This window comes from Parapusillimonas sp. JC17 (assembly GCF_052180245.1).
In the GTDB taxonomy this organism is placed as follows: Bacteria; Pseudomonadota; Gammaproteobacteria; order Burkholderiales; family Burkholderiaceae_B; genus Parapusillimonas.
Genome location: NZ_CP197474.1, coordinates 3826521 through 3848357, shown reverse-complemented (window position 1 = coordinate 3848357; position 21837 = coordinate 3826521). Strand labels below are relative to the sequence as shown.

25 protein-coding genes and 1 pseudogene are annotated in these 21837 nt (G+C 60.4%); 10 read left to right on the top strand and 16 right to left on the bottom strand.

What is annotated here, in order from left to right:
• The first annotated feature begins 372 nt into the window (after nucleotides 1–372).
• Nucleotides 373–687, top strand: a complete 315-nt coding sequence (locus ACSBPU_RS18655; RefSeq protein ID WP_442593298.1) for a DUF736 domain-containing protein — start codon at nucleotides 373–375, stop codon at nucleotides 685–687.
• A gap of 75 nt (nucleotides 688–762) precedes the next feature.
• Here ACSBPU_RS18655 and ACSBPU_RS18650 read toward each other — a convergent pair whose 3' ends face one another.
• The gene (locus ACSBPU_RS18650; protein WP_442593297.1) at nucleotides 763–1053 is read right to left on the bottom strand and encodes a helix-turn-helix domain-containing protein; all 291 of its coding nucleotides are present in this window, start codon (nucleotides 1051–1053) and stop codon (nucleotides 763–765) included.
• A gap of 263 nt (nucleotides 1054–1316) precedes the next feature.
• Here ACSBPU_RS18650 and ACSBPU_RS18645 point away from each other — a divergent pair, with 263 nt between their 5' ends.
• The 9 genes from ACSBPU_RS18645 to ACSBPU_RS18605 all read left to right on the top strand — a co-directional run bounded on the left by ACSBPU_RS18645 (nucleotide 1317) and on the right by ACSBPU_RS18605 (nucleotide 8922).
• Complete coding sequence (locus ACSBPU_RS18645) at nucleotides 1317–1667, top strand: DUF2958 domain-containing protein (RefSeq protein WP_442593296.1); 351 nt, start codon at nucleotides 1317–1319, stop codon at nucleotides 1665–1667.
• A 372-nt stretch (nucleotides 1668–2039) separates the two neighbouring features.
• A complete protein-coding gene (locus tag ACSBPU_RS18640) occupies nucleotides 2040–2834 on the top strand; it encodes a DUF7011 domain-containing protein (RefSeq protein WP_442593295.1) in 795 nt (264 codons plus the stop codon).
• A gap of 83 nt (nucleotides 2835–2917) precedes the next feature.
• Nucleotides 2918–3202: a helix-turn-helix transcriptional regulator gene (locus ACSBPU_RS18635; RefSeq protein ID WP_442593294.1), complete on the top strand. Its 285-nt coding sequence runs from the start codon at nucleotides 2918–2920 to the stop codon at nucleotides 3200–3202.
• Nucleotides 3203–3228: 26 nt separating this feature from the next.
• Complete coding sequence (locus ACSBPU_RS18630) at nucleotides 3229–4077, top strand: replication initiator protein A (RefSeq protein WP_442593293.1); 849 nt, start codon at nucleotides 3229–3231, stop codon at nucleotides 4075–4077.
• Between the two features lie 338 nt (nucleotides 4078–4415).
• Nucleotides 4416–5054, top strand: coding sequence for a ParA family partition ATPase (gene parA / locus ACSBPU_RS18625; RefSeq protein ID WP_442593292.1), 639 nt, complete (start codon nucleotides 4416–4418; stop codon nucleotides 5052–5054).
• Nucleotides 5051–5335, top strand: a complete 285-nt coding sequence (locus ACSBPU_RS18620) for a chromosome partitioning protein ParB (RefSeq protein ID WP_180066102.1) — start codon at nucleotides 5051–5053, stop codon at nucleotides 5333–5335. Before parA ends, ACSBPU_RS18620 begins: the two co-directional genes overlap by 4 nt.
• Nucleotides 5332–5877 carry a DUF2840 domain-containing protein gene (locus ACSBPU_RS18615; protein WP_442593291.1) on the top strand — a complete coding sequence of 182 codons (546 nt, stop codon included), beginning with the start codon at nucleotides 5332–5334 and terminating at the stop codon, nucleotides 5875–5877. Before ACSBPU_RS18620 ends, ACSBPU_RS18615 begins: the two co-directional genes overlap by 4 nt.
• Entirely contained in the window at nucleotides 5874–6473 is a 600-nt protein-coding gene (locus ACSBPU_RS18610; RefSeq protein ID WP_442593290.1) for a S26 family signal peptidase, read from the top strand. Before ACSBPU_RS18615 ends, ACSBPU_RS18610 begins: the two co-directional genes overlap by 4 nt.
• A 460-nt stretch (nucleotides 6474–6933) precedes the next feature.
• On the top strand, nucleotides 6934–8922 hold the full coding sequence (locus ACSBPU_RS18605; protein ID WP_442593289.1) for a DUF3363 domain-containing protein: 1989 nt from the start codon (nucleotides 6934–6936) through the stop codon (nucleotides 8920–8922).
• Between the two features lie 15 nt (nucleotides 8923–8937).
• Here ACSBPU_RS18605 and ACSBPU_RS18600 read toward each other — a convergent pair.
• From ACSBPU_RS18600 to ACSBPU_RS18530, 15 genes and pseudogenes are all read right to left on the bottom strand, one after another.
• A pseudogene (locus ACSBPU_RS18600) lies at nucleotides 8938–9510 on the bottom strand (LysR substrate-binding domain-containing protein); the annotation flags it as partial.
• 92 nt (nucleotides 9511–9602) lie between these two features.
• A complete protein-coding gene (ccmI, locus tag ACSBPU_RS18595) occupies nucleotides 9603–10451 on the bottom strand; it encodes a c-type cytochrome biogenesis protein CcmI (protein WP_442593288.1) in 849 nt (282 codons plus the stop codon).
• Nucleotides 10448–10915: a cytochrome c-type biogenesis protein gene (locus ACSBPU_RS18590; protein WP_442593287.1), complete on the bottom strand. Its 468-nt coding sequence runs from the start codon at nucleotides 10913–10915 to the stop codon at nucleotides 10448–10450. The genes ccmI and ACSBPU_RS18590 overlap by 4 nt, the downstream gene beginning before the upstream one ends.
• Nucleotides 10912–11436 (bottom strand): DsbE family thiol:disulfide interchange protein, encoded by a 525-nt coding sequence (locus tag ACSBPU_RS18585; protein WP_442593286.1) that lies wholly within the window; start codon nucleotides 11434–11436, stop codon nucleotides 10912–10914. The genes ACSBPU_RS18590 and ACSBPU_RS18585 overlap by 4 nt, the downstream gene beginning before the upstream one ends.
• Entirely contained in the window at nucleotides 11433–13394 is a 1962-nt protein-coding gene (locus tag ACSBPU_RS18580) for a heme lyase CcmF/NrfE family subunit (RefSeq protein ID WP_442598417.1), read from the bottom strand. The genes ACSBPU_RS18585 and ACSBPU_RS18580 overlap by 4 nt, the downstream gene beginning before the upstream one ends.
• Nucleotides 13395–13399: 5 nt before the next feature.
• Nucleotides 13400–13840, bottom strand: a complete 441-nt coding sequence (ccmE, locus tag ACSBPU_RS18575) for a cytochrome c maturation protein CcmE (protein ID WP_442593285.1) — start codon at nucleotides 13838–13840, stop codon at nucleotides 13400–13402.
• Nucleotides 13837–14019, bottom strand: a complete 183-nt coding sequence (locus ACSBPU_RS18570; protein ID WP_118994216.1) for a heme exporter protein CcmD — start codon at nucleotides 14017–14019, stop codon at nucleotides 13837–13839. The genes ccmE and ACSBPU_RS18570 overlap by 4 nt, the downstream gene beginning before the upstream one ends.
• Entirely contained in the window at nucleotides 14016–14753 is a 738-nt protein-coding gene (gene ccmC / locus ACSBPU_RS18565; protein WP_442593284.1) for a heme ABC transporter permease CcmC, read from the bottom strand. Before ccmC ends, ACSBPU_RS18570 begins: the two co-directional genes overlap by 4 nt.
• Before the next feature lie 10 nt (nucleotides 14754–14763).
• Entirely contained in the window at nucleotides 14764–15447 is a 684-nt protein-coding gene (ccmB, locus tag ACSBPU_RS18560; protein WP_118994218.1) for a heme exporter protein CcmB, read from the bottom strand.
• Nucleotides 15448–15451: 4 nt separating this feature from the next.
• Entirely contained in the window at nucleotides 15452–16018 is a 567-nt protein-coding gene (ccmA, locus tag ACSBPU_RS18555; protein ID WP_442593283.1) for a cytochrome c biogenesis heme-transporting ATPase CcmA, read from the bottom strand.
• Nucleotides 16019–16307: 289 nt separating this feature from the next.
• Nucleotides 16308–17261 (bottom strand): thioredoxin-disulfide reductase, encoded by a 954-nt coding sequence (gene trxB, locus ACSBPU_RS18550; protein WP_442593282.1) that lies wholly within the window; start codon nucleotides 17259–17261, stop codon nucleotides 16308–16310.
• A gap of 4 nt (nucleotides 17262–17265) precedes the next feature.
• A complete protein-coding gene (gene trxA / locus ACSBPU_RS18545) occupies nucleotides 17266–17583 on the bottom strand; it encodes a thioredoxin (protein WP_442593281.1) in 318 nt (105 codons plus the stop codon).
• A gap of 56 nt (nucleotides 17584–17639) precedes the next feature.
• Nucleotides 17640–19886: a heavy metal translocating P-type ATPase gene (locus ACSBPU_RS18540; RefSeq protein WP_442593280.1), complete on the bottom strand. Its 2247-nt coding sequence runs from the start codon at nucleotides 19884–19886 to the stop codon at nucleotides 17640–17642.
• Nucleotides 19887–19893: 7 nt separating this feature from the next.
• Nucleotides 19894–21000: a c-type cytochrome gene (locus tag ACSBPU_RS18535; RefSeq protein WP_442593279.1), complete on the bottom strand. Its 1107-nt coding sequence runs from the start codon at nucleotides 20998–21000 to the stop codon at nucleotides 19894–19896.
• A gap of 15 nt (nucleotides 21001–21015) precedes the next feature.
• Nucleotides 21016–21834, bottom strand: coding sequence for a c-type cytochrome (locus ACSBPU_RS18530; protein WP_442593278.1), 819 nt, complete (start codon nucleotides 21832–21834; stop codon nucleotides 21016–21018).
• Nucleotides 21835–21837 lie beyond the last annotated feature (3 nt).

Here is a 21837-nt window from a genome sequence, read left to right as displayed (position 1 = left end):
GCGTGCGGCGGGGAGTTTTGCGCCCCACGTCGGCAACCTGGTTCTTGCCGGCATCAGGGTACTGGCCGGTCGAGCGTATATACGGCGAAACCGAGTGCACCATCTCTCCTTGCAGGGCGGTCGGCCTGTACGTCCTTGTCTTGTCGTGAATCCTGGCGGGGGGCGGCTGCGCCTTGGGCTATGGGCCGCAACCGTCCAGCACAAACAATTTCCCCTGCGCTGTCGCGCATTCCTCGCGAGACAAATTCTGTGTGCTTCCCGGCCCTTCACGCTGTTACGGCCGCTGGCGCGGTGCAGCCCGCCCACCCCCGCCGACCGGATCACAACAAGGACGCACTAGCGCGACCTTGAATTCCTGAAAGGAGTATCACCATGGCTACCATCGGCACCTTCACCGCAGATACCAACGGCTACACCGGCACCTTGCGCACCCTGACGCTTAACGTCAAGGTCAAGCTGGTTGCCAACGACAAGGGCGAAAACGGCAAAGCCCCCGACTTCCGTCTGCAGGCCGCCGGCAATGACATCGGCGCGGCGTGGAAGAAAACCAGTGAGGCCGGGCGGGAATACCTGTCGGTAACTCTGGATGACCCCTCGTTCCCGGCCACCGTCTATGCTCGCCTGATCGAAGGCGAGGACGGCACGCATGATCTGCTGTGGACGCGCAGCAAGCCGCAAACGGCTTAAAGCCCTACGCCCCGCCTTTTGGCGGGGCGTATCCACTCAAAGGCCGATGGCGGCACAGCCCCACAGGCCTTATGGTTAGACCTTACCTTCGGTAAGCTGGGTTTCTGTCTGAGTCATGAGCACTGCCGTGCTGCATTCCAGCGCGTCGGCGATCTTGAAGATAATCGCCAGCGTGGGCATGTGCTCGCCGCGCTCAATCTTGCCCAGGTGGGAGCGTTCGATGCCCGCGAGGTTCGCCAGCATTTCCTGGGCGATACCGCGTTCCGTGCGCAGCGCACGCACCGCACTGCCGAAGGCCTGGGCCAGTTCGGCATCAAAGGTGGTGGCGCCGGGTGGCCGGCCGCGCTGTACGGGTCGCTTCTGCATAGACAGAAGCGTCGTTTAGCGGCACAATTAAAACCACGTTATCTTTAACTCATTTATTGGGGTTTCGTCTTTTCTTGTGTAATTAATGAAATCCGTAAGTGTGGATTCCCTTAAAAGCGGAGAATCACAATCGTGCTTTTCAGGGTTTGCGCATAAACGGCATTACGCTTGCCCGCTTTTACGGATTCGAGAAAAACCGCTTTCGGGGCTTTACGCGAACGCACAAAGACAGATCGGCGGCTTTACGCTTTGGCAGAACACACGTGAATCATCCACTCATTACCGACGACGAACGCGCACAATTGCTTGCCCATGGGCAGGCTCGCGCCGCAGGCCAGAGCATTGACCCGCTGCCTGTGGTGCGGATTTTCACGCCAGATGCTCATGCGAGCTGGCTGCTGGCCTGCCTTGATCCCCAAGACGGCGATACGGCCTATGGGCTGATCGACCTGGGGATAGGCATGCCGGAGCTGGGAACAGTGCAGCTTTCCGCCTTGGCGGTTATCGTCGGCCCGCGCAAGCAGCCCGTAATGCGTGACTGCTATTTCCAGGCGGTGCGCCCGTTATCGGAATATGTGCGCCTGGCGCAAGAAAACGGTTCGATCACGGATTGAAACCGATGACTGCGATCAAAGCGCGCAGTCCATCCCACGCAGTCCATCTAATCAAGGCGTATTGAGACTATTTCAGTCATATTCAAGACCAGCAGAGTCTGAATCATGGGCCTTGCATAAATACGTGACGGCCCAGACTTAAAGAGTCATAATCTTTTGCGCGAAATGCGGCAGGGTCATGGATGCTGATTGCTGATTTTTCAGCGGAGCCATCGTCGCATTCTGATTGTCAGCGCAACGGTTAAGACGCAATCGGACTTGATATTTTCAGTTTCATTTGATGCGATTAGTATTCAGATATTAACGTATTGAAACTGCGCTCTGTGCATTTTGCGATGAGGTGGCCCCGCTGAATGAAAGGGGGGGTGCCTTATGGTCGATTTGCGCTTCAAGCACTGGCATCCGGTTGCTGCGTATCTCTACGTTCTGCATCTGGATGGCCCGGCACTGGCCTGGGAATACCTGCGCCGTCATCCCGAGTACAGGCACGACTGGTTGCATCGTCTTCAGCGGCCAGACGCGGCGCAAAATTGGGGCTTGCGTCTGCTGGAAGACCCCACCCTGGATGCGCGTGACGCGCATCCCATCTGGTTCCCCGACTCTTATGGCGTTCATCTTTACCCGGACACCGACCCCATGCCGGATGCCGAGCGGTTCGCGCTCTGGCGCATCCCCGGCGACAAATCCCTGATTCATGACGGCGTGCGTCTGGTGCTGCGGGTGCGCTGGCCGGGTGGCCGTCTGCGGCTTGCGCTCGCCCCTGGCCTGGCCGACGGCATGGCTTACGTCTACGCCGTGCGCGCCGGCGCCGACCCCCTGGTGTACGCGCAAGCATTCACGCTGGAAATGAACAAGCTGGCCCTGGCCAGCGATGCCATTCCTATTGCCGTCGTGCGGCCCCGGCCCGCTTTATCGGCCTTGCAGGAGCTGCACACCTTGCAGGCGCTCGATGCCACCCTGGCGGGGGCGTCCTTGCGCGACATCGCCGAAGGACTGTTTGGTTCCAAGACAGTGGCCCGCGATTGGCATGCCGACGGCGCGTTGCGTGCCCGCATGCGTCGCCTGGTGCGCCGGGGCGAAACGCTGATGCGCGGCGGCTATCGCCGCCTGGCACAGTTGGCCGAGCCTGTACAGGGACGATCTTCATCCCCTGCAAAACGTCCCTGAGCAGGTCGCCCGACTTTGTTGAGACTGTCTCCATCCGGCCTCGCTATGTGGCCGGGCGCTCTCAACCGATGGAGGCTCACCCCATGCGACCAGCACCCTTACGGCCTGCCGCCGTTCCCGCCACTGCGCCCGCGCAGCCCCAACGCTACCTCACCAATGACGAAGCCGCCGACTACCTGCGCCTGTCGCCGCGCACGCTAGAAAAGCAGCGCGTGATCGGCGGCGGCCCGAAGTTCCGCAAGTTCGGTCGGCGCGTCATGTATGCGATCGCCGATCTGGATACCTGGGCCGATGCGCGCAGCTATGAAGCGACTTCCGACCCGGAGTACGCCGAACGCCATGCGGGTGATTATCGTGACGGCCGCTAATCGTCTGCGCGCTGCCGGCCATCCCCATGTCTCGTTCGCCCGCCGCGCAGCCAGCATCGCAACAGGAGCAGCTTGCCCTGTTTCGTGCCTTGCCCGGCGATATGGCACCGCGCGATGCCCAGGACTTGATGGCGTATCCCTTTTTCTCGCTGGCGAAGTCGCGCCGCCACACGCCCATCGACTTTCGCAATGGGAACGTCACCATCCGTGTGGAAGGCACCCAGGAGCACGGCATTGCCACGATCTGGGATGCCGATATCCTGATCTGGGCCGCGTCGCAGATTGTGCAGGCACGCGATGCAGGCATCACGCCTTCGCGCTGGATACGCGCCACGCCTTACGAAATCCTCCGCTTTATCGGGCGCGGCACCTCCTTGCGCGACTATCAGCGCCTGAAAGCGGCGCTCGACCGGCTGCAATCGACCAGTGTGGCAACCTCCATCCGCGAAACCACGGGGCGGCGGCTGCATCGGTTTTCGTGGATCAACGAATGGAAGGAGCTGGCCGATGCCGGCGGCAAGCCGCTGGGCATCGAACTGATTCTGCCGGACTGGTTCTATGCGGGCGTGCTGGATGCCGCCCTGGTGCTGACCATCGACCCGGCGTACTTCCGGCTCACGGGCGGTATCGAGCGCTGGCTGTACCGCCTGGTGCGCAAGCACGGCGGCAAGCAGCCGGAGGGCTGGCGTTTCGATTTTCGCTACCTGCACCAGAAGTCCGGCAGTACCGCCAAGCCCGCCGACTTCGCCTGCGATCTGCGCGCCCTGGTGGCAAAGCAGTCGCTGCCCGGTTATGTGCTGGGCATCGAGTTGATTCCCGAAGGCGGGCGCGAGTTGCTGACCTTTCGGCCCGTGCCGGATATGGCACGGGGATAAGTCTGTGGAAAAGCTGTGAATACCCTGTGGATAGTGTCGTGCTATCAGGCGTGTCCGGTATCGTGCTATCGGGCGTGGGACTATCGTGCTATCAGGCGTGCCAATCGGCTGCAAAGCCTCGCCAGCACTGGGTTTGCGCGCCCCTTAACTTATCTAACTTAACTACTCTAACTATTGATAAAGACCCGCCGCCACGTTGGATAGACCCTGAAAAGGGAAACACCCGACAGCGTGACGGGAGAAATCAGCCGAAAAAACCATTTCGTTCAACAAGGCAAAAAACAGCCACTCTCGACAGTAGAAGAACTCAGGGGTTTTTCAGATGGGAGGGCTGCGCCATGATCGTTGCCTTGCTCAATCAGAAAGGTGGGGTGGGCAAGACCACGCTGGCCACGCACATCGCCGGAGAACTGGCGCTGCGCGGTCAGCAAGTCATTCTGCTGGATGCCGACCCGCAGGGTTCTTCATTGGACTGGACTCAGCGCAGAAGCCAGCAAGGTTTACCCAGGCTGTTCAGCGCCGTGGGCCTGGCACGCGAAACACTGCATCAGGAAGCGCCGGAACTCGCCAAGCGGGCCGATCACGTGGTTATTGATGGTCCGCCCAGAATCGCCGCCTTGGCGCGTTCCGCGCTGCTGGCAGCCGATTACGTGCTGATTCCTGTGCAACCCAGCCCCTACGACCTGTGGGCCAGCGCTGAGATGGCGGTGCTGATCCGCGAGGCCCAGGTGTTTCGGCCTGCTTTGCAAGCGGCCTTTGTCATCAACCGGCGGGTCAGCACCACGGTGATCGGACGCGAAGCCCGTCGGGCGCTGGCTGAGCAACCATTGCCGGCGCTGCACGCCGAGGTTCGCCAGCGGATCGTCTTTGCCGACAGCGTGGCCGCCGGGCGGCTGGCACGTGAAACGGCGCCCGATAGCGCGGCGGCGCGTGAGATCACCGCGCTGGTCGATGAACTGTTGCGGTGGCCGACATGACAGCCAAGCTGCCACTGAACAGCAAACGTCCAGCCAAGCGCGTGGGCATTGGTGCGCGCCCACCCGCGAATCCGCACGCTGAGGCGTGGATTCGCCAGGGCGACGCCGACACGCTGAACAAGGGTGATCTCTACACCGCTCGCCTGACGCTGGACATCACCCCCGCCCTGCGGGCGCGCATCAAGGTCTCGGCCTTCACGCAAGGCGTGACGGTGGCCGACCTGCTGCGCGGTCTGCTGGATAGGGAGTTTCCAGAACCTCGCAAAGAGGACACGCCATGAATAGCTTTGTTTCGCCTGCCGCTGGTGCGGCCACGGCGGCATCACTGCCGCTCTCCGCCGCGCTTCGCCCTCATGCCAACCGCGCCCCGCTGACGCGGGTGGCGCTGGCCACAATCGAACCCCACTTCAATCTTTACCTGCGTTTTGGTGAACCGGCACACACGCTGCGGCTGGACCGCTGGCGGCGCTGGGCGGTGTTTCTGCCGGGCGCGGTGCTATGCCGCATCCGCTGGCAGGCCAATGACTATGGTACGGTGCGCTGGCAGCTTATGGTGATGCAGGCTTGCACACCGCTGGACGCGGCGCAGCGCATCCCCGGCGTGCAGCCGGGAGCACGCCTGCTGCTGCACGTTGAAGGCGATGCCAATGTACGCGCCGTGCTGCAACGCATGGATGCCATCGAGGCGCTGGGCATTGCGCCCGCCGCCGTCTCGCCCGCGTACTGGCGCACGCTCGCCAATCGTCTGGCGGCGCGTTTGCCCTTGCCCGACTACACCGTCGAGCGGCATGCCGCCTGGCTGGCCGGGCGGGCCTTGTCATGAGGCCGGTTGCCACGCTCAATAAGGCCGCTGGAACCGGGCCGCATTCTCGTTCGCGCCTGCGCGCTCGCATCGTGTTGGCGGGCTTGTCCATCGTCAGCCTTGCTGCACTGGCCTGGACGACTTTTGTGCCGCCGTTGCCGCGCCTGACCTACAACTCGTCCGATAGCGTAGCGGTCGGCTGGTATCGCGTCGAACCGTTCCAACATCAGTCCGGCTCGTTGTCTCGTCGGCTACACGTGGGCAGCTTCGTTCTGACCCGATTGCCTGCTGACGCCGCCGTACTGGCCGCGCAGCGCGGCTACCTGCCCGCACATATCCCGCTGCTCAAACGTGTGGGCGCCGTCGCGCCGCAGCACGTCTGCATTATCGACGGTCAGGTGCGTATCGACGGCGTGCCGGTGGCCGCCGCACTGCCTGCCGACCGGCTAGGCCGGCCGCTGCCCTTCTGGCCGCATTGCCGACCACTCCTTGAGAGCGAACTGTTCCTGCTGAGCGTGACCAATCCGGCGTCGTTCGACAGCCGTTATTTCGGCCCGGTCAGCGCATCCGGCGTGATTGGCGTCGCGCATCCGATCTGGCTGGAGACACATCCATGATGGCCGCCGATTCGCTGCACGTTGCCGTGCATCTCATCGTGCCATCGGGCATGCTGTTCCGGCTGCTTCCGCCGTGTCGTCGCGCGTGCAGCACGGGCGCATTCGCGCCGCGCCTCGCGCAACATCCGGCGCAGCCGTCCAACGAGCAGGCGTCTTGCCTCGAACGCGCCCGGCCTGCGGCCATTGGCGCGTTCGCCGGCGGGCTGGCTGTCGGCAGCACAGCGCTGCCGGACCGCCGACGTCGGGAGCGAAAGCGACAGGCAAAGGCGGAAGGCAAGACAAAAGGGTGCAGCACACAGCCGCCCGCAAAGCCAGTCTGCACATGGGGGTGGCGCGGCACGACGCGGCTTTGCCGCCGTGCCGCTTGGGGCGCGGGGCCTGCGCTAAGACAGGGGTGGCCGTGTGCTTTGCACGACCGACTACGCCATAGCTTCGCCCAACGTTTGCAAGAAGCGCAGCCATGACCGACCGCCGCGACGATGATCTGAGGGTGCGTCCCAGCGCGCCGAAGAACCGGGGCAAGGGGCAGGGCCAGAGCTTCGTCTCCAAGGTGCTCAAGCAGACCGGCAAGGCCAGCGGCGGCAAGTCCGCAATGCGCCGCGCGGTCGCTGGCAATAGCGCACGCGCTGGCCAGCGCCCCGGCTCGCGCCTGGGGCGCGGCCATACGGCGGCGCGTTTTGCTGGCGCGAAGCTGACGCCCATGTCGCGGCGCGTGACCATCAAGACGCTGCTGGTCAATCACCAACGTGCCAGCCCGCAGTCGCTCGCCAAGCACTTGCGCTACATCGAGCGCGACGGTGCAGGCCGAGATGGCGAACCGGGCCGGGCCTATGGACCGCAGGCGGACGTTGCCGACCTGAATGCCTTCAAGGAGCGGGCCGCCGAGGACCGGCACCATTTCCGCTTCATCGTCTCCCCAGAGGATGGTGCCGAGCTGGACGACCTGCGCACCTATACCCGGCATCTGGTGAACCGGATGGAAGCCGACTTGGGGACACGGCTGGATTGGGTGGCTGTCGATCACTGGAACACCGACAACCCGCACACTCACTTGATCGTGCGCGGACGCGATGACACCGGCAAAGATCTCATCATCGCGGGCGACTATATCGCCCAGGGTTTTCGTCATCGTGCTTCTGAGCTGGCAACGGAATGGCTGGGGCCGCGCACCGAGCTGGAGATCCAGCAGACCATGCAGCGCGAAGTGGAGCAGGAGCGGTGGACCAGCCTGGATCGCACCTTGCAACGGGAGGTGAGCGACGATGGCCAGGTGCAGATCGAACGCTTCAACGAAACCCGGCTGCAACGCCAACGTCTGCTGTTGATTGGCCGCCTGCAACGCTTACGGCGCCTGGGGCTAGCTGATGAAGTGCAGCCCGGCACCTGGGCCATTCATACCGAAGCCGAAAAGACCTTGCGCGCCCTCGGCGAGCGCGGCGACATCATCCGCACCATGCAGCGGGCCATGAGCGACCAGCCGCGTGAACTGGCGGTGTTCCAGCCTGGCGAGGATGGCCGTACCATCGTTGGTCGCGTAGCGGCCAAGGGGCTGAATGATGAGCTCCGCGACCGGGGCTATCTGGTAGTTGACGGGGTGGACGGTAAGGCCCACTACGTTGTGCTCAGCGCCCGTGACGAGCCATCCAACTATCCCACCGGTGCGGTGGTAGAAGTGAAGGGTTCCGCCGACATTCGAGCGGCTGACCGCAACATCGTGGAACTGGCAAGCGACGGACTGTATCGCACCGATCATCACCTGGCGATTGAGCAAGGTCGCGCCAAAGCTGGTCGCGACCCGCAGGAAGTCGTCGCGGCGCATGTTCGCCGGCTGGAAGCCCTGCGCCGCGCCGGAATTGTGGAGCGCGTGACCGATGGTCTATGGAAAGTACCGCGTGACCTCCCCGAACGTGGGCGCCAGTATGACGCGCAGCGGCAGGGAGGTGTGGCGGTGGAACTGAAATCGCACCTTCCCATCGAGCGGCAAACTCGCGTGATTGGGGCCACCTGGCTTGATCACCAGTTGATTGGCCGCGGCAAGGGGCTGGAGGATATGGGTTTTGGTGGCGAGGCCAAACAAGCCATGCAGCAGCGCGCCGACTTCCTCGAAGAACAGGGACTGGTCCAGCGGCGCGGGCAGCGCGTGATCCTGGCGGGCAATCTGCTGAGCACGCTGCGCAATCGGGAACTGGCGCGGGCTGCCAAGGACATTGCCGCCGAAACCGGTCTGGAGCATCGGCCCGTGGCTGATGGGCAGCGCGTGGCCGGTATCTACCGACGCTCAATCATGCTCGTCAGCGGGCGTTACGCGATGCTTGATGACGGCATGGGGTTCAGTCTGGTGCCGTGGCGACCGGTGATCGAGCAGCGGCTGGGCCAGCAGATCGCCGCAACAGTGCATGGCGGTGGGGTGTCGTGGGAGATTGGGCGACAGCGCAGCCCTTCCGTTTGAAATTTTACTTTGTGATTAGTCATCCGCCTCAGTGATTAACCACTCCCTGAATGCCGCTAGTGTGGGTAGATTGGCGCACTCGGGTCGGTAAACGATGTAATAAGAGGCATTCAACGCTAAGCTGATGTCTGGGAATAGCCTCACGAGGTGCCCGCTCGACAGATCGTCGCGGGCCATGATGCTGCGTGCGAGCGCGATGCCATGCCCCTCAATAGCTGCCTGCAGCACGGCTGCAGAGTTATTGAGGGGCATGCCGCGATGGATCGTCGCTGTGTCGCTAACGCCGGCTTTCTTCATCCATTCCTCCCAGGTCGGGAAGCCCGCATGGCCGGCCATCGTCAAGTCATGGATCAGCGTTTCGCGAATTAGATCACTTGGCTTGCGTAGTTGCCTGAACTGATGCAGCAGCTCAGGGGAGCATACGGGAAAAGCTTCTTCATCCATGAGCTTGTCGGCCTTCAGGCCTGGCCAGCCCCCCATGCCGTAGCGCACACCGATATCGATGCGCTGGGCTGCGAAGTCCACCGATTTGTGGTTGGTGTCCAAGCGTACATCGATGTCCGGACAAGCTGTCTGGAATCGATCTACCGAGATGAAGTGCAGTCCCCGGGCTTATATGCGAGAAACCGATTAGCTGGTTTGAAGGCGATTTCCAAGCGAGTTCGAAGTATGCTGATGGGTTATGGAGAGGCGGCACCAGCACTTCGTCGAGCCATATCAATGCCATTTAGTACCGCCTGGGCCGCTTCCGAACCGGCCGGGAACTGTTCCAGTAATTGTTGCCAATAGCCAATGGCCGCCTGATATTCGCCGCGCTCGAATGCAGCCCTTCCCGCCAAGGTGAGGGCGAATGGTTCGTCCGGGTCGAGGGTAAGGGCGCGGTCAAGTAGTCGCGTCGCTTCTTGGGTAAATCCGCTTGCGCTGCTGCGTGCGATCACTTCGGCATATTCCGCCAGGGAAAGCGGGTCCGCCTCGATGATGGGAGCAGCTTTGGAAAAAGCTTGGGCTGCATCTGCATATCTTCCAAAGTATCGATAAGAGCGGCCCAACATCAGCCAGCCCTCGGGATCGTCCGGATTTTCTTTCAGGCGCGCCTCTAGAGATTCCACCATCTTCTGCACATCAGCCTGAGTCATTGTGGCAGCACTGGGAGCTGGGGCGGGCCGCGTTGCGGCCGGGCTGCCAAGGTATGCGTACACCAGCAGGGCGGCCACAGGCAAGACGATGCCCACTACCGCGGCTGCTCGTCGGCTGTTATGCGCACCGGTAGCGGGAACCGAGCCAGGTATCGCCTCATCCAGCGCGCGGCGCTGCAACTCTTGCTTGGCCACGGAAAAATCGTGCTCGGATAGTGTACGGTTTGCGACGTCTCCTTCCAATTCAGCCAATTGATCGCGCAAAACTGTTGCGTTGACCGAGTGATGCCCGATCTCATCACCTTGGCCTGGGCCGCGCCAAAGGGCGCGGCCGAGCCACAATGCCACCGTTGTGCAAAGCAACGACACGATGCCAGCGAAGAGCAAGCTCATGATGAATTACCTTTTGAATGAGTTTCGCTGGTGCTGCGCTGTAAAAGGGCGTCAGCCATGCGTTGTTCGTCTTCGTCAAGCGGGTCAGGCGCGGCGTTTCTATTTCGGCGCCGCAGTGTCATGGCGAGCACCAGGAGCCCGCCCACCATCAGCAGCATGGGTCCGAGCCACAGAAAAAGCGTGGTAGCTTTCAATGGCGGCCGATAGAGTATGAAGTCGCCATACCGCGCCACCAGGAAATCCTGAATCTGAGCTTCTGACCGTCCCGCCTTGATCTGATTACGAATCAGCTCCCGTATGTCCCTCGCAAAGTCAGCGCGCGAGGCGGCAATTGATTCGTTCTGGCACACTAGGCAGCGCAACTCGGTGGCGATATCCAGCATTCGCGCCTCAATCGCGCTGCCGTTGCTCCAGACGGGATGGCAAACCGATGCGCAAAGCAGCAACAGCCATATGCGCTTCATTTTTGCAGCTCTCGAACCAGGGGCAGGATGGTGTCGCGAGCATCGCCGAAGCTGACCGCGCCGATATGCTTGTAGCGGATGACACCCTGTTTATCGATGATATATGTTTCCGGCACGCCATAAACACCATAGTCGATACCGACGACGCCTTCGGGATCTGTGATCACTGCTTCATAGGCATCGCCATGGCGCTGTAGCCAGGCGATTGCATCATCAGCCATATCCTTGTAATTCAGACCGACAATCGACAATCCGTGGATGGTCGACAAATCGGTAATGACGGGGTGCTCTTCAAGGCAGGGCGGGCACCACGAGGCCCAGACATTCAGCAGCCACACCTTGCCGTCCATGGATTGCGGCGAGAATGTTTCGTCCGGGGCTGCCAACTTGGGCAAGCTAAAGACGGGTGCCGGTTTGCCGATAAGCGGAGAAGGCACTTCACTGGGCTTCAACGTCAAGCCGATAGCCAATAGGCCTATCAGTAACAGCAGTCCGGCCAAAGGCCAAAAAAAACGATTCATGCGTCAACTCCATGGGCAGCCGTGTCTGTTTGGCGCCGGCGGCGTTTAAGCCGGTAGCGTCGATCGCTGATGGCCAACAGCCCGCCAAGTGCCATCAAGATACAGCCGATCCAGATCCAATCGACAAACGGCTTGAAGTAGACCCGCACGCTCCACGATCCACCGCCCAGAGGTTCCCCCAAGGAGACGTACACGTGCCGCAGGCCGTTGGCGTCAATGGCCGCTTCCGTCATCGGCATGTCCGATGAAAAGTAATCGCGTTTCTCGGGATGGAGTGTGCGCAGCGCTTTGCCGTTCTTTGAGAGCAGCACGTCGCCAATTTCCGCCTCGTAGTTGGGGCCTGTTGCCTTGGTGACCCCGCGGAACGTCAAGTCATAGCTTCCCGCCTGCACCGTAGCGCCGGGTTCCATGCGTAGGTCTTGTTCGGTTTCATACCCCATGACTAGCGTGACGCCCGTGACAAACACGGCAATGCCCAAATGAGCCAGATGCATTCCCAGCCAGCTGCGCGGCTGTTTCAGCGGGCCACTGCGGGTGGCGCGCACACGTTGCATCACGCCGATGGCCACCGACGCCGCGATCCAGGCCGCCAGGCCCAGTCCCAGCGCTATCAGCACAGACCATCGCCCCAGCAAGAGCGGGGCACCGATGCCGACGATCAGCGCTATCCATGCGGGATGCAGAAGCTGCTTTGTCAAGGCCGCGATTTTCGCCGATTTCCAGTTGGCTGCGGGCCCTATGGCCATAAGCAGTAGGGCGGGAATCATCAGCGGCACGAAGATGGCATTGAAGTACGGGGGACCGACCGAAATCTTGCCTAGGTCGAAGGCGTCGAGCAGCAGCGGATACAGGGTTCCGAGGGTTACGGCGCCGGCCGCTGCAGCCAGCAGCACATTGTTCACCAGTAAGAGAGTCTCGCGCGACACCAATGAGAATTGGCCGCCTGTGCTTACTTTGGGGGCGCGCAGAGCAAAGAGCACTAATGATGCTCCCACCACAACAGCAAAAAGAATGAGCAGGAACACGCCTCTTCGGGGATCGGTGGCAAAGGCGTGCACGGACGTCAGCACACCCGAACGCACCAGAAAGGCCCCCAGCAGGGAAAACGAGAACGTACAGATGGCAAGGAGCACTGTCCAGTTCTTGAAGCTGCCGCGTTTTTCCGTCACGGCCAAGGAGTGAATCAGGGCAGTGCCGACAAGCCAGGGGATGAAGGACGAGTTTTCCACCGGATCCCAGAACCACCATCCGCCCCATCCGAGTTCGTAATAGGCCCACCAGCTACCCAGGGCGATGCCCAGTGTCAGAAACAACCAGGCAGCCGTAGCCCAGGGCCGGGACCATCGCGCCCAGGCAGAATCCAATTTTCCGGCCAGTAAGGCGGCCACGGCAAATGCGAAAGCCACCGAGAACCCGACATACCCCATATACAGTAAAGGTGGATGAAGTATCAGGCCGATATCCTGCAGTAGCGGGTTCAAGTCCATCCCCTCCATGGCGGGAGGCATAAGCCGCTCGAACGGATTGGAGGTTGCCAGTACAAACAGCAGGAACCCGGCGGTGACCAAGCCCAGCACGCCCAGTACGCGTGCCACCATGGCCTCGGGCAGTTGCCTTGAAAAAAAGCTTACGGCAAACGCCCATCCGGTTTGCATCAGCAGCCACAACAGCAGCGACCCTTCGTGTCCGCCCCATGTCGCGGCGATTCGATAGAACCAGGGCAGTTGGGAGTTGGAGTTCTGCGCCACGTAGAGAACTGAAAAGTCGTTGGTGAAGAACGACCCGCCGAGCGCGATGAAGCTGATGGCCACCAATAGAAGCTGAGCGCGGGCGGCGGGACGCGCGAAGGCGATCCAGGCGGCATTGCCACGCGCGGCGCCCGCAAGGGCCAGGCTGGCCTGCGCTAGCGCCACGAATAGTGCGAGGATTAGTGAGAAATGTCCGATCTCGGGAAGCATGACGATCATGGCCTCCCTGCATTGGTGGCTTTCTCGGCTTCGTTCAATGCATGCTGAGCTTCGGGAGGCATGTAGTTTTCATCGTGCTTTGCCAGTACCTCCTGGGCCAGGAACCGGCCGCCAGGCTCAAGCCTGCCTTGCGCTACTACACCCTTGCCTTCGCTGAAGAGGTCGGGGAGTATGCCCGTGTAGCTAACGGGTACCGTCTTGGCGTTGTCGGTCACGACGAACTGCACGGTTAGGCCGTCACGCCGTACGCTGCCCGCCTGCACGATCCCCCCGACGCGGAAGAGGCGTTCCTGGGAAGCCTCGCCCGCATTGACCTGCGTAGGCGTAAAGAAGAACACAAGATTATTCTGGAATGCATTGAGGACGAGCGCCGTCGCAATGGCGATGGCGGCCAGCCCGCCTCCAATGAGCAAGATGCGTTGATGGCGCTTCTTCATTGGACTGCCTTTTTTTGCATGCGCTGCTCGCGAACTGCTTGCAGCAGCGCTGATCTACGGCGCCGTCCAAGAAGCATCTGTTCGGCGCACACAGCGATGATGGACATTCCCATGGCGCCCCATACGTATGCACCATAGCCGCCCATGGCCAGGAATTCAGTTGGACTTGACCATGTCATTCTTTCATCTCCTTCAATTCGTTCAGCCACCCGGCATGGCGCTCGCGCTCCAGAATGATGCAGCGCATACGTCTTAGTGCGGTGGCGATGGTGTACGCCCATGCGGCCAGGGCCATGAGCAGCATGCCGGCCAGCATGATCGTTGCCATGGACGGAGCGCGTGTCAGCGAGACCGAGGCCCCCTGATGCAGGGTGCTCCACCACTGGACCGAGAAATAGATAATCGGAATGTTCACCACGCCGACAAGAGCCAGCACGGCAGCGGCCTTGTCGCCGCGTCGAGGGTCGTCCACGGCCGACTGGAGCGCAATGAAGGCCATGTACAAGAAGAACAGAATCAGTTCTGAGGTCAGGCGCGCATCCCACACCCACCAGGCTCCCCACATGGGCTTGCCCCACAAGGCGCCGGTCCATAGGGAGAGAAAGGTGAACATGGCGCCGGTGGGGGCCAGGGCCGATGCCATCATGGCCGACAGGCGGCTGTTGAGAACCAGCCCCACTGCGGCCCAGAAAGCCATCACCAAATAGATGAACATCGACATCCATGAGGCGGGCACATGCACGAAGATAATGCGGTATCCCTCGCCTTGCTGGGCGTCGGTGGGCGCCATGAAGAAACCTGCGTATAACCCCGCCGCAGTCAACAGGACGGAGGCTGCGCCAAACCACGGGATCAGGCGCCCAGCAAGCGGATAAAACGTTCTTGGCGATGCGTATTTGAACCAGTTGATCATCTGTTTTTCATTACTCCAGCGCAATCTTCAGCGCGGCAGCCGTCGCCCAAGGAGCAAAAAACGCGGCCAGCACCAACATCGCTCCCAGCAGCGAAATATTCGCGCCTGTGCGTGCCCCGCCGGTGGCGACGTCAACAGCGGCCGTGCCAAAAATCAACACCGGTACGTAAAGCGGCAAAATCAGCAGTGTCAGCAGCACGCTGTTGCTGCGCAAGCCCAATGTCAGGCTGGCTCCAATCGCTCCAAGCAGGCTCAGCACCGGGGTGCCGAGCAATAACGAGGCTGTCAGCGCGTATAGAGATGAAGGCGGCAAGTCGAATTGCAGTGCCAAAAATGGCGCCAGCAATGTCAGCGGCAGGCCGGTCAATAGCCAGTACGCGACGACTTTGCCCAATATCAGTACGCCCAACGGAGCGGGGGACAGGAGCAGTTGCTCCAGGGTCCCGTCCAGATAATCCCGTTCAAACAGGCGATTCAACGAGATCAAGGTGGCCAGCAATGCGGCAATCCAGAGAATGCCGGGTGCAATCTGTCTGAGTATGTCTCGTTCAGCGCCAACGCCCAATGGAATCAAGCTGACCACGATGACAAAGAACGAAAGCGAAGTCAGGACTTCGGACTTGCAACGCATGGCGACTTTTAAATCATGTTTGATCACTCCATGGAAAGAAGCCAGCCCCAGGGGCGCACTCATGTGCTTATCCGCATGTGATGTGATACGTCGCATGCTTCAGTTTCATCTCATGATGCGTCGTGACAGCGGCTATTCCGCCACGGCACAGGTGCCGGTCTATCGTTTCCGTCACCCATTGGGCGGCTTTGCTGTCCAAGGCGGTCAGAGGTTCGTCCAATACCCACAAAGGGCGTTTTTGCAGTACTAATCTAGCCAAGCTCACTCGACGCTTCTGTCCTTCAGACAAGAGCCGCGTCGGCAGATTTTCCTTGCCTTGCAATCCGACCTGATGCAATGCCGTGTGTATCGCACTTACGCTGGACGGTTCATTCGCCAGGGTCAAGGCAAACTGCAGGTTTTCCTCTGCATCTAGCTCTTCCTTCAGTCCTGGGAGGTGGCCTGCGTAAATGAGCTGACATCGGTATTCTTCATCCAGAGAGTCGATCTTGCGCCCGTGCCAGTACAGTGCGCCAGCAGCGGGGGCTGCCAGCCCCACAAGTGTGCGTAGCAGACTCGTTTTTCCACTACCGTTGTCGCCATGAATCACCAGACACTCTCCGGCCTTGAGATGAAAACTCAGGCCGTTGAACAAGCTGCGATCACCGCGTACACATTCTAGGTTGAGAGCTTTGAACAACTTCACCTCAATTTATGGGATTACTCCCAATCGGTAAAAGCGCAGGTTGCATGTGTTGATTCATTCACACTGCTCAGCGCATTCGTATGGGTAATGACCCGTTCGATTGGGCCAATCATTACACACGATACGCCAACCCGATTAAGTCAATATTAAAGGCGCAGTGGCCGTATGTAACTCCGGTTTCAGCCTTTGGGCCGGTTTGAACTGGCAGAGGCTGTCAGGTTTGCTTCTATTCGCAGAGTCACACGAAAGGCGGCTGATCCAAAAACCGTTCTGCGTCCAGCGCCGCCATGCAGCCGAATCCGGCGGACGTGATGGCTTGACGATAATGTTGATCGGTCACATCGCCAGCGGCGAACACTCCTTCCACTGACGTCTGTGTCACATTTCCGCCAAGTCCCGAATTGATTTCCAGGTAGCCGTTGTTCATGGCCAACTGCCCCTCGAATAAGGCGGTATTAGGATGATGGCCGATAGCTACAAAGAGACCTTGTACATCGATGTCTCGAGTGCTGTCGTCGGATACCGACTTGATTCGCACGCCGCTGACGCCCGTATCGTTGCCGAGCACTTCGTCAATGGTGTGATGCCAGACGGGTTCAATCTTTCCCATATCAGCTTTCTCGAACAGCTTATCCTGAATGATCTTCTCGGCGCGTAACGTATCGCGGCGATGGATCAGATAGACCTTGCGGGCAATGTTGGACAGATATAGTGCTTCCTCGACTGCTGTGTTGCCGCCGCCGACCACTACCACGTCCTGCTCCTTGTAGAAGAAGCCGTCGCAGGTGGCACAGGCCGACACGCCGCGTCCCATAAATTTTTTTTCTGACTCAAGCCCCAGATATTTAGCTGTTGCGCCGGTCGCGATGATGAGAGCGTCACAAGTGTACTCGCCACTGTCGCCGACAAGTTTAAAGGGACGTCGCGACAAGTCGCTGGTGTGGATGTGATCGAACACCACTTCCGTATCGAAGCGCTCGGCATGTGCCTGCATGCGGCTCATCAACTCCGGCCCCACCAAGCCGTGTGCGTCGCCAGGCCAATTATCGACCTCTGTAGTAGTCATCAACTGACCACCTTGCTGTAAGCCAGTAATGACCATGGGCCTAAGATTGGCTCGTGCAGCATAGACGGCGGCGGTCCATCCCGCAGGGCCTGAGCCAAGGATAATGAGAGAACGGTGCGTGCTCATTCGATCACTCCAAGTGTTGCTTGACGAATTTGTTCAATTGGGCCTTTCCAATCGCTCCTACCGTTCGGTTCACGAGTGAACCATTCTTGAATACCAGCACTGCGGGTATGCTCTGAACCTCGAAGCGATGCGCCAATTCCGGCGCATGATCAACGTTGATCTCGCCGAATTGGGCGTTGTCGGCCATGTCACTGGCAGTTTGCTTGAATGTGGGCGACATGGCCCGGCATGGTCCACACCATTCAGCCCAGAAGCGCATAACGTGTACGCCGGGTAGGCCAATGGCGGTATCAAAATTTTCGGAGGTGAGTTCTTTGATCATGGATAAGTTTCCAGGCAAGAGGGATGAAAGGTTTGGCGGTGCTGCTCAATGAGCGGCTAAGCCAGACCGTTGGACTGAAATGGACGAGCAGAATTACCGAGGACCGTCATGCTGCTTAGAAGCATGGCGACGGCGGCCGCACCGGGGGTAACGCCGATATGCAAGAACAACGCAACGATTGCAACGTTGTAGATGATCGAGAAAAAGAGGTTTTGACGGATTCGCCGCATGATGTGGCGGGCCATTTGACGTGCCAGGACCACTTGGCTCATGCCGCCTCGCGTGATCACCACGCCTGAGGCCGTGACGGCGATGGCATTTGCACCAGTGACGGCCACACCGCAGCCGGCCGCAGCAAGGACCAGTGTGTCGTTGATGCCGTCGCCGACAAAAACAGTGTCATGCCCATGTTTCTGAAGGATTGCGACTTTGTCGTCCGGCTTGCTGGCTGCGTGAACGTGCTTCGGCGCAAAGCCGAGTTTTTCACCCACCCAGTTTGCCGCCATGGCGTGATCGCCCGTTACCAGCAGAGTTCGACAGCCTTCTTTACGCAGGAAGTTCAAGGACTTCAGCGAATCGGCCCGGATATTGTCTTGCAGTTCGATTTTGCCTTCCCATCGCCCGTTACGAGAAATGTGCACTGTGGCGCTTGGTGCTGGGCCTGTTGCGGGATCAGCGGCTGCTTCCTCCTTCTCGGTGCAGCGCACGCCCTGCCGCTCCAGCCACTTGACGGCTCCGATCAGCCATGTCGCCCCATCGGGCGCGATATAACGTACGCCGGCCGCATGCCGCTCCACAAGGGGCGTCAGCGGCAGATCTTCGATTCCACGAGAACGAGCATGCTGGACGATGGCGTTGGCCACAGGATGGGCAACGCCTGTTTCCGCGTTCGCGACGACTCGTAGGAGATCGTCGGGCGCCAGGTGCTCGCTTGTCATGCGCGCCACTGTCAATTGCCCCGTCGTGAGCGTTCCCGTCTTGTCAAACGCAAATGTGCGGCCTCGCGCCAGGGCTTCGACACTGGCGGGATCCCTGAACAGGATGCCGGCGCGCGAAGCGCGAGCACTGCCTGCCGAGAATGCCAGCGGCAGGGCAAGCCCGACGGCGCAGGGGCAAGCCGCGACGAGTACCGAGAGCGAGGCTAGTAATGCGTGGTCGACGGCCATACCCATCCATAGGTGGCGCATGAGCGCAAGCAGCGATATCGCGCCAGCCACTGGAAGTAGCCATCGGGCAAATTGTTCGGCGAGTTTCGACATCGAGGACTTCGCGCCGAACAGCTCATGCATGCGCAGACCCAGTTTATCGGCATATCTTTCGCCTTGAGACTTTTCCACCCGCAGCACTAACGGGGCCTGCAGATTCACCATGCCGGCATGCAGGTACTCGCCGGCGCTGCGCTCCAGCGGCAGAGATTCTCCCGTCAGCAAAGACGTGTCTACATGCGACGCGCCCTTTTCTATGAGCCCGTCGACAGGTATGCGTTCGCCAGCGAGCACGTAAACTAGTGAGCCCGTCTGGACCGACTCCAGCGCAACGATTTTTTTATTTCCGTCAGGCTGGATGATGCGTGCCGTTTCCGGCATGAGCTGGCGCAGGGCGTCGATCGCTACCATGCTGTGCTTGCGTGCCTGGATCTCGATCAGCCGCCCCACCAACAGGAATGTGATAAGCATCGTGGCGGCATCGACGTATACGGCGGGCGAATTTCGAGTGAGGTTCCATAGCGACAGCAATAAGGAGCCCCAGACGCCCAGCGATATGAGGGCATCCATGCCGGGAACTCCGGCTCGCACTGTTTTCCAGCCCGCCCGATAAAAATCGAGGCCACTGTATAGAACCACCGGCAGGCTGAAAATGGTTGCGGTCCAGCCTACCAGCAAGGCATCGATACCGGCCACGGCCTCGATGCCAAAGTAAAGCATCCAGGATCCCAGCATGCTCCACATGCCGAAGAAGGCAGCAACGATCAACTGCAGCCGTATCCGCGATGCTTGTTTTTCCAGGGATAGGTTCACCTCGTTGTCGTCCAGCAGCGGCGACATTTCGTAGCCTAGGCCCTGCACCCGATCAAAAAGCTTTTGAAAATCGAAGCGCGCCGGTTCCCACCGAACTAAGGCGGAGCCGGAGGTGAAATTTACGTTGCTCTCCAGCACTCCCGGCGCTTTATCGATGACGCGCTGCACCGCCATGGCGCAACTGGCGCAGAACATGCCGCGCACGGAAAAAATCATGCGTCCGGCGGGGCGCAGCGACTCTAGGTCCAATGTGTTGGCTGCGGCGGCCGTTGTCGTCGACTGCATGGCGTGATCAGTCCTCTTGTTCCGTACCCCCGCCGACGACCTTCCCGTTGACTGCCTTGCCGTAGAAGCTTTCCTCCCCATCATGGAATTCGACGCGCGCCTCTTCGAGGGTGCCGGTCTGACGGGGATCCTTGGGGCGTTCATGGCTGTCGACGAAAGCTGCAACGTCCCAAGCTTCCTGGTCGGTCAGCGAGAATGGCTTGCCCAGCGGCATGTTGGCCTTGATGAAGCCGGCGGCCGTATCGATACGCGCCATGCCCGCGCCCCAGTTGTAGGAGTTCGGGCCCCAGAGCGGGGGAAACACCACACCGCTGTCGGGATCTCGCTGGCCCTGGCCATCCGCGCCATGGCACAGGGCGCAGTTCTGCGCGTAGACTGTCTGTCCGCGCATCACGTCGTAGTCTTCTTCGGGTTTCTTGAGCTTGGGATAGCCTGAACCGGGTAATTTCTCTCCGGTGGACGCACCATCGGCCATCCAATAGAAGTAGGTTGTCAGGTCGCGGTAGATATCGCTCCCGGCTGGTGGAGGCTGGCCCGATGGTGAGCCCTGTGCATTCATTGAGTACGTGAAACAGCCCTTGATGCGGTCCTCAATGGTACTGATTGACTTTGTCTTGCTTCGGTACGCTGGATAACGCACATAGGCGCCCCACATGGGAGCTGAATTTTCTCGGCGTCCGGCATCAAGGTGGCAATTGACGCAAGCGAGCGTATTGCCGACGTGGTCAGACACCATGGTCGACGTTTCCATGAAGATGGCGCGGCCTCGCTTGACGGCATCGCCGTAGGGACTGTCAGGAATACTGTTTTCCGATGGAGGGGAGTAATAGCCATCGGCACCGACTGGCATGCCGGCTGTGGGCGCAGCCCTGTCTGCTTGGTGTGTCTTGCGGTCGGACTCCATGGCTTCACGTGTGTAGACCTGGCTGCCGATCTGGGTAATGCCGCCTTTCTCGGAAGTGAAAGAGAACGACATCAGGCCGCTGTCATGAATCAGGTAGCCGGCGCCGAACAACAGGATGCCCAGTCCCGCGCTCCAGGCTAACCGCCGGGCGCCTGACATCCGCTTGCGTATGCCCGGCTCCGGCCGGTTAGAGGAATGGTTTTGTGTCATCTTGGCTCTCTATGCTTACTTGACAGTGTCGTCGCGGTCTCCCGGCAAGGACGCCGCGTAATTGGATACCGCATACAGATCCTGGTAGGACAGTCGGCTCGCGATGTCGTCCATTAAGGATTGCGGTGAGTTGTGCCGGTGACCACCTTTCCAGGCGGCCAACTGGCCGAACAAGTATTCGGGCTGTTGCGCAGCCAGGGGCGGGAAGGAGACACCCACGCCTTGTCCCTGGTCTCCGTGGCAACTGACGCATGCAGGCACGTCCAGTTTCCAGTCACCTTTTTCGAACAGCAGGCGGCCTCTCTCCATGTCGGCATCGGAGTGCGGCAGCATCAACTGGGGGACGGGCAGGTTCGCATAGTAGGCCGTCACTTCCGCAATATCGTGAGCCGATAGTTCGCGCGCCACGTAGTGCATGGATTCGTTGATGCGCTCGTCGGAAGCGAAGTCGCGCAGCTGCTTGGCCAGGTATTCCTTTGAAAGGCCGGCAAGACGGGGGGTGTTGCCGGCACCCTCGCCCTGATCGCCATGGCAGGATGCGCAGCTCCACACGCTACCTCGGCCGGCATGGACCAGCTCGGGTGCATCCTGCGTCGCGATGGGGGCAGGCACTGCGGGCGTCACCGGCGCGACCGGGCCACTGGCGACCGTATCGGGCGAGCCGGAGTCCGTCCATGGAGCCAGGTCGCTTAGATAGATGCCGACGCCGGCCAGCGCCAAGGCGATGAGCACCGCCAGCAGGAAAATGGGAATCGGGCGGGGCGGCTCCCAAGGTTCGAATGTGGGATCGATGTCGTCGACACGGGGCGTTGTCGAGTGGTGATTAGTTTTCATGGC

Bases quoted from the DNA above. Each gene is read 5' to 3' on its own strand.
- ACSBPU_RS18655 (WP_442593298.1), top strand. From the start codon at position 373: ATGGCTACCATCGGCACCTTCACCGCAGATACCAACGGCTACACCGGC.
- ACSBPU_RS18650 (WP_442593297.1), bottom strand. From the start codon at position 1,053: ATGCAGAAGCGACCCGTACAGCGCGGCCGGCCACCCGGCGCCACCACC.
- ACSBPU_RS18640 (WP_442593295.1), top strand. From the start codon at position 2,040: ATGGTCGATTTGCGCTTCAAGCACTGGCATCCGGTTGCTGCGTATCTC.
- ACSBPU_RS18635 (WP_442593294.1), top strand. From the start codon at position 2,918: ATGCGACCAGCACCCTTACGGCCTGCCGCCGTTCCCGCCACTGCGCCC.
- ACSBPU_RS18630 (WP_442593293.1), top strand. From the start codon at position 3,229: ATGTCTCGTTCGCCCGCCGCGCAGCCAGCATCGCAACAGGAGCAGCTT.
- parA (WP_442593292.1), top strand. From the start codon at position 4,416: ATGATCGTTGCCTTGCTCAATCAGAAAGGTGGGGTGGGCAAGACCACG.
- ACSBPU_RS18620 (WP_180066102.1), top strand. From the start codon at position 5,051: ATGACAGCCAAGCTGCCACTGAACAGCAAACGTCCAGCCAAGCGCGTG.
- ACSBPU_RS18615 (WP_442593291.1), top strand. From the start codon at position 5,332: ATGAATAGCTTTGTTTCGCCTGCCGCTGGTGCGGCCACGGCGGCATCA.
- ACSBPU_RS18610 (WP_442593290.1), top strand. From the start codon at position 5,874: ATGAGGCCGGTTGCCACGCTCAATAAGGCCGCTGGAACCGGGCCGCAT.
- ACSBPU_RS18605 (WP_442593289.1), top strand. From the start codon at position 6,934: ATGACCGACCGCCGCGACGATGATCTGAGGGTGCGTCCCAGCGCGCCG.
- ccmI (WP_442593288.1), bottom strand. From the start codon at position 10,451: ATGAGCTTGCTCTTCGCTGGCATCGTGTCGTTGCTTTGCACAACGGTG.
- ACSBPU_RS18590 (WP_442593287.1), bottom strand. From the start codon at position 10,915: ATGAAGCGCATATGGCTGTTGCTGCTTTGCGCATCGGTTTGCCATCCC.
- ACSBPU_RS18585 (WP_442593286.1), bottom strand. From the start codon at position 11,436: ATGAATCGTTTTTTTTGGCCTTTGGCCGGACTGCTGTTACTGATAGGC.
- ACSBPU_RS18580 (WP_442598417.1), bottom strand. From the start codon at position 13,394: ATGCTTCCCGAGATCGGACATTTCTCACTAATCCTCGCACTATTCGTG.
- ccmE (WP_442593285.1), bottom strand. From the start codon at position 13,840: ATGAAGAAGCGCCATCAACGCATCTTGCTCATTGGAGGCGGGCTGGCC.
- ACSBPU_RS18570 (WP_118994216.1), bottom strand. From the start codon at position 14,019: ATGACATGGTCAAGTCCAACTGAATTCCTGGCCATGGGCGGCTATGGT.
- ccmC (WP_442593284.1), bottom strand. From the start codon at position 14,753: ATGATCAACTGGTTCAAATACGCATCGCCAAGAACGTTTTATCCGCTT.
- ccmB (WP_118994218.1), bottom strand. From the start codon at position 15,447: ATGAGTGCGCCCCTGGGGCTGGCTTCTTTCCATGGAGTGATCAAACAT.
- trxB (WP_442593282.1), bottom strand. From the start codon at position 17,261: ATGAGCACGCACCGTTCTCTCATTATCCTTGGCTCAGGCCCTGCGGGA.
- trxA (WP_442593281.1), bottom strand. From the start codon at position 17,583: ATGATCAAAGAACTCACCTCCGAAAATTTTGATACCGCCATTGGCCTA.
- ACSBPU_RS18540 (WP_442593280.1), bottom strand. From the start codon at position 19,886: ATGCAGTCGACGACAACGGCCGCCGCAGCCAACACATTGGACCTAGAG.
- ACSBPU_RS18535 (WP_442593279.1), bottom strand. From the start codon at position 21,000: ATGACACAAAACCATTCCTCTAACCGGCCGGAGCCGGGCATACGCAAG.
- ACSBPU_RS18530 (WP_442593278.1), bottom strand. From the start codon at position 21,834: ATGAAAACTAATCACCACTCGACAACGCCCCGTGTCGACGACATCGAT.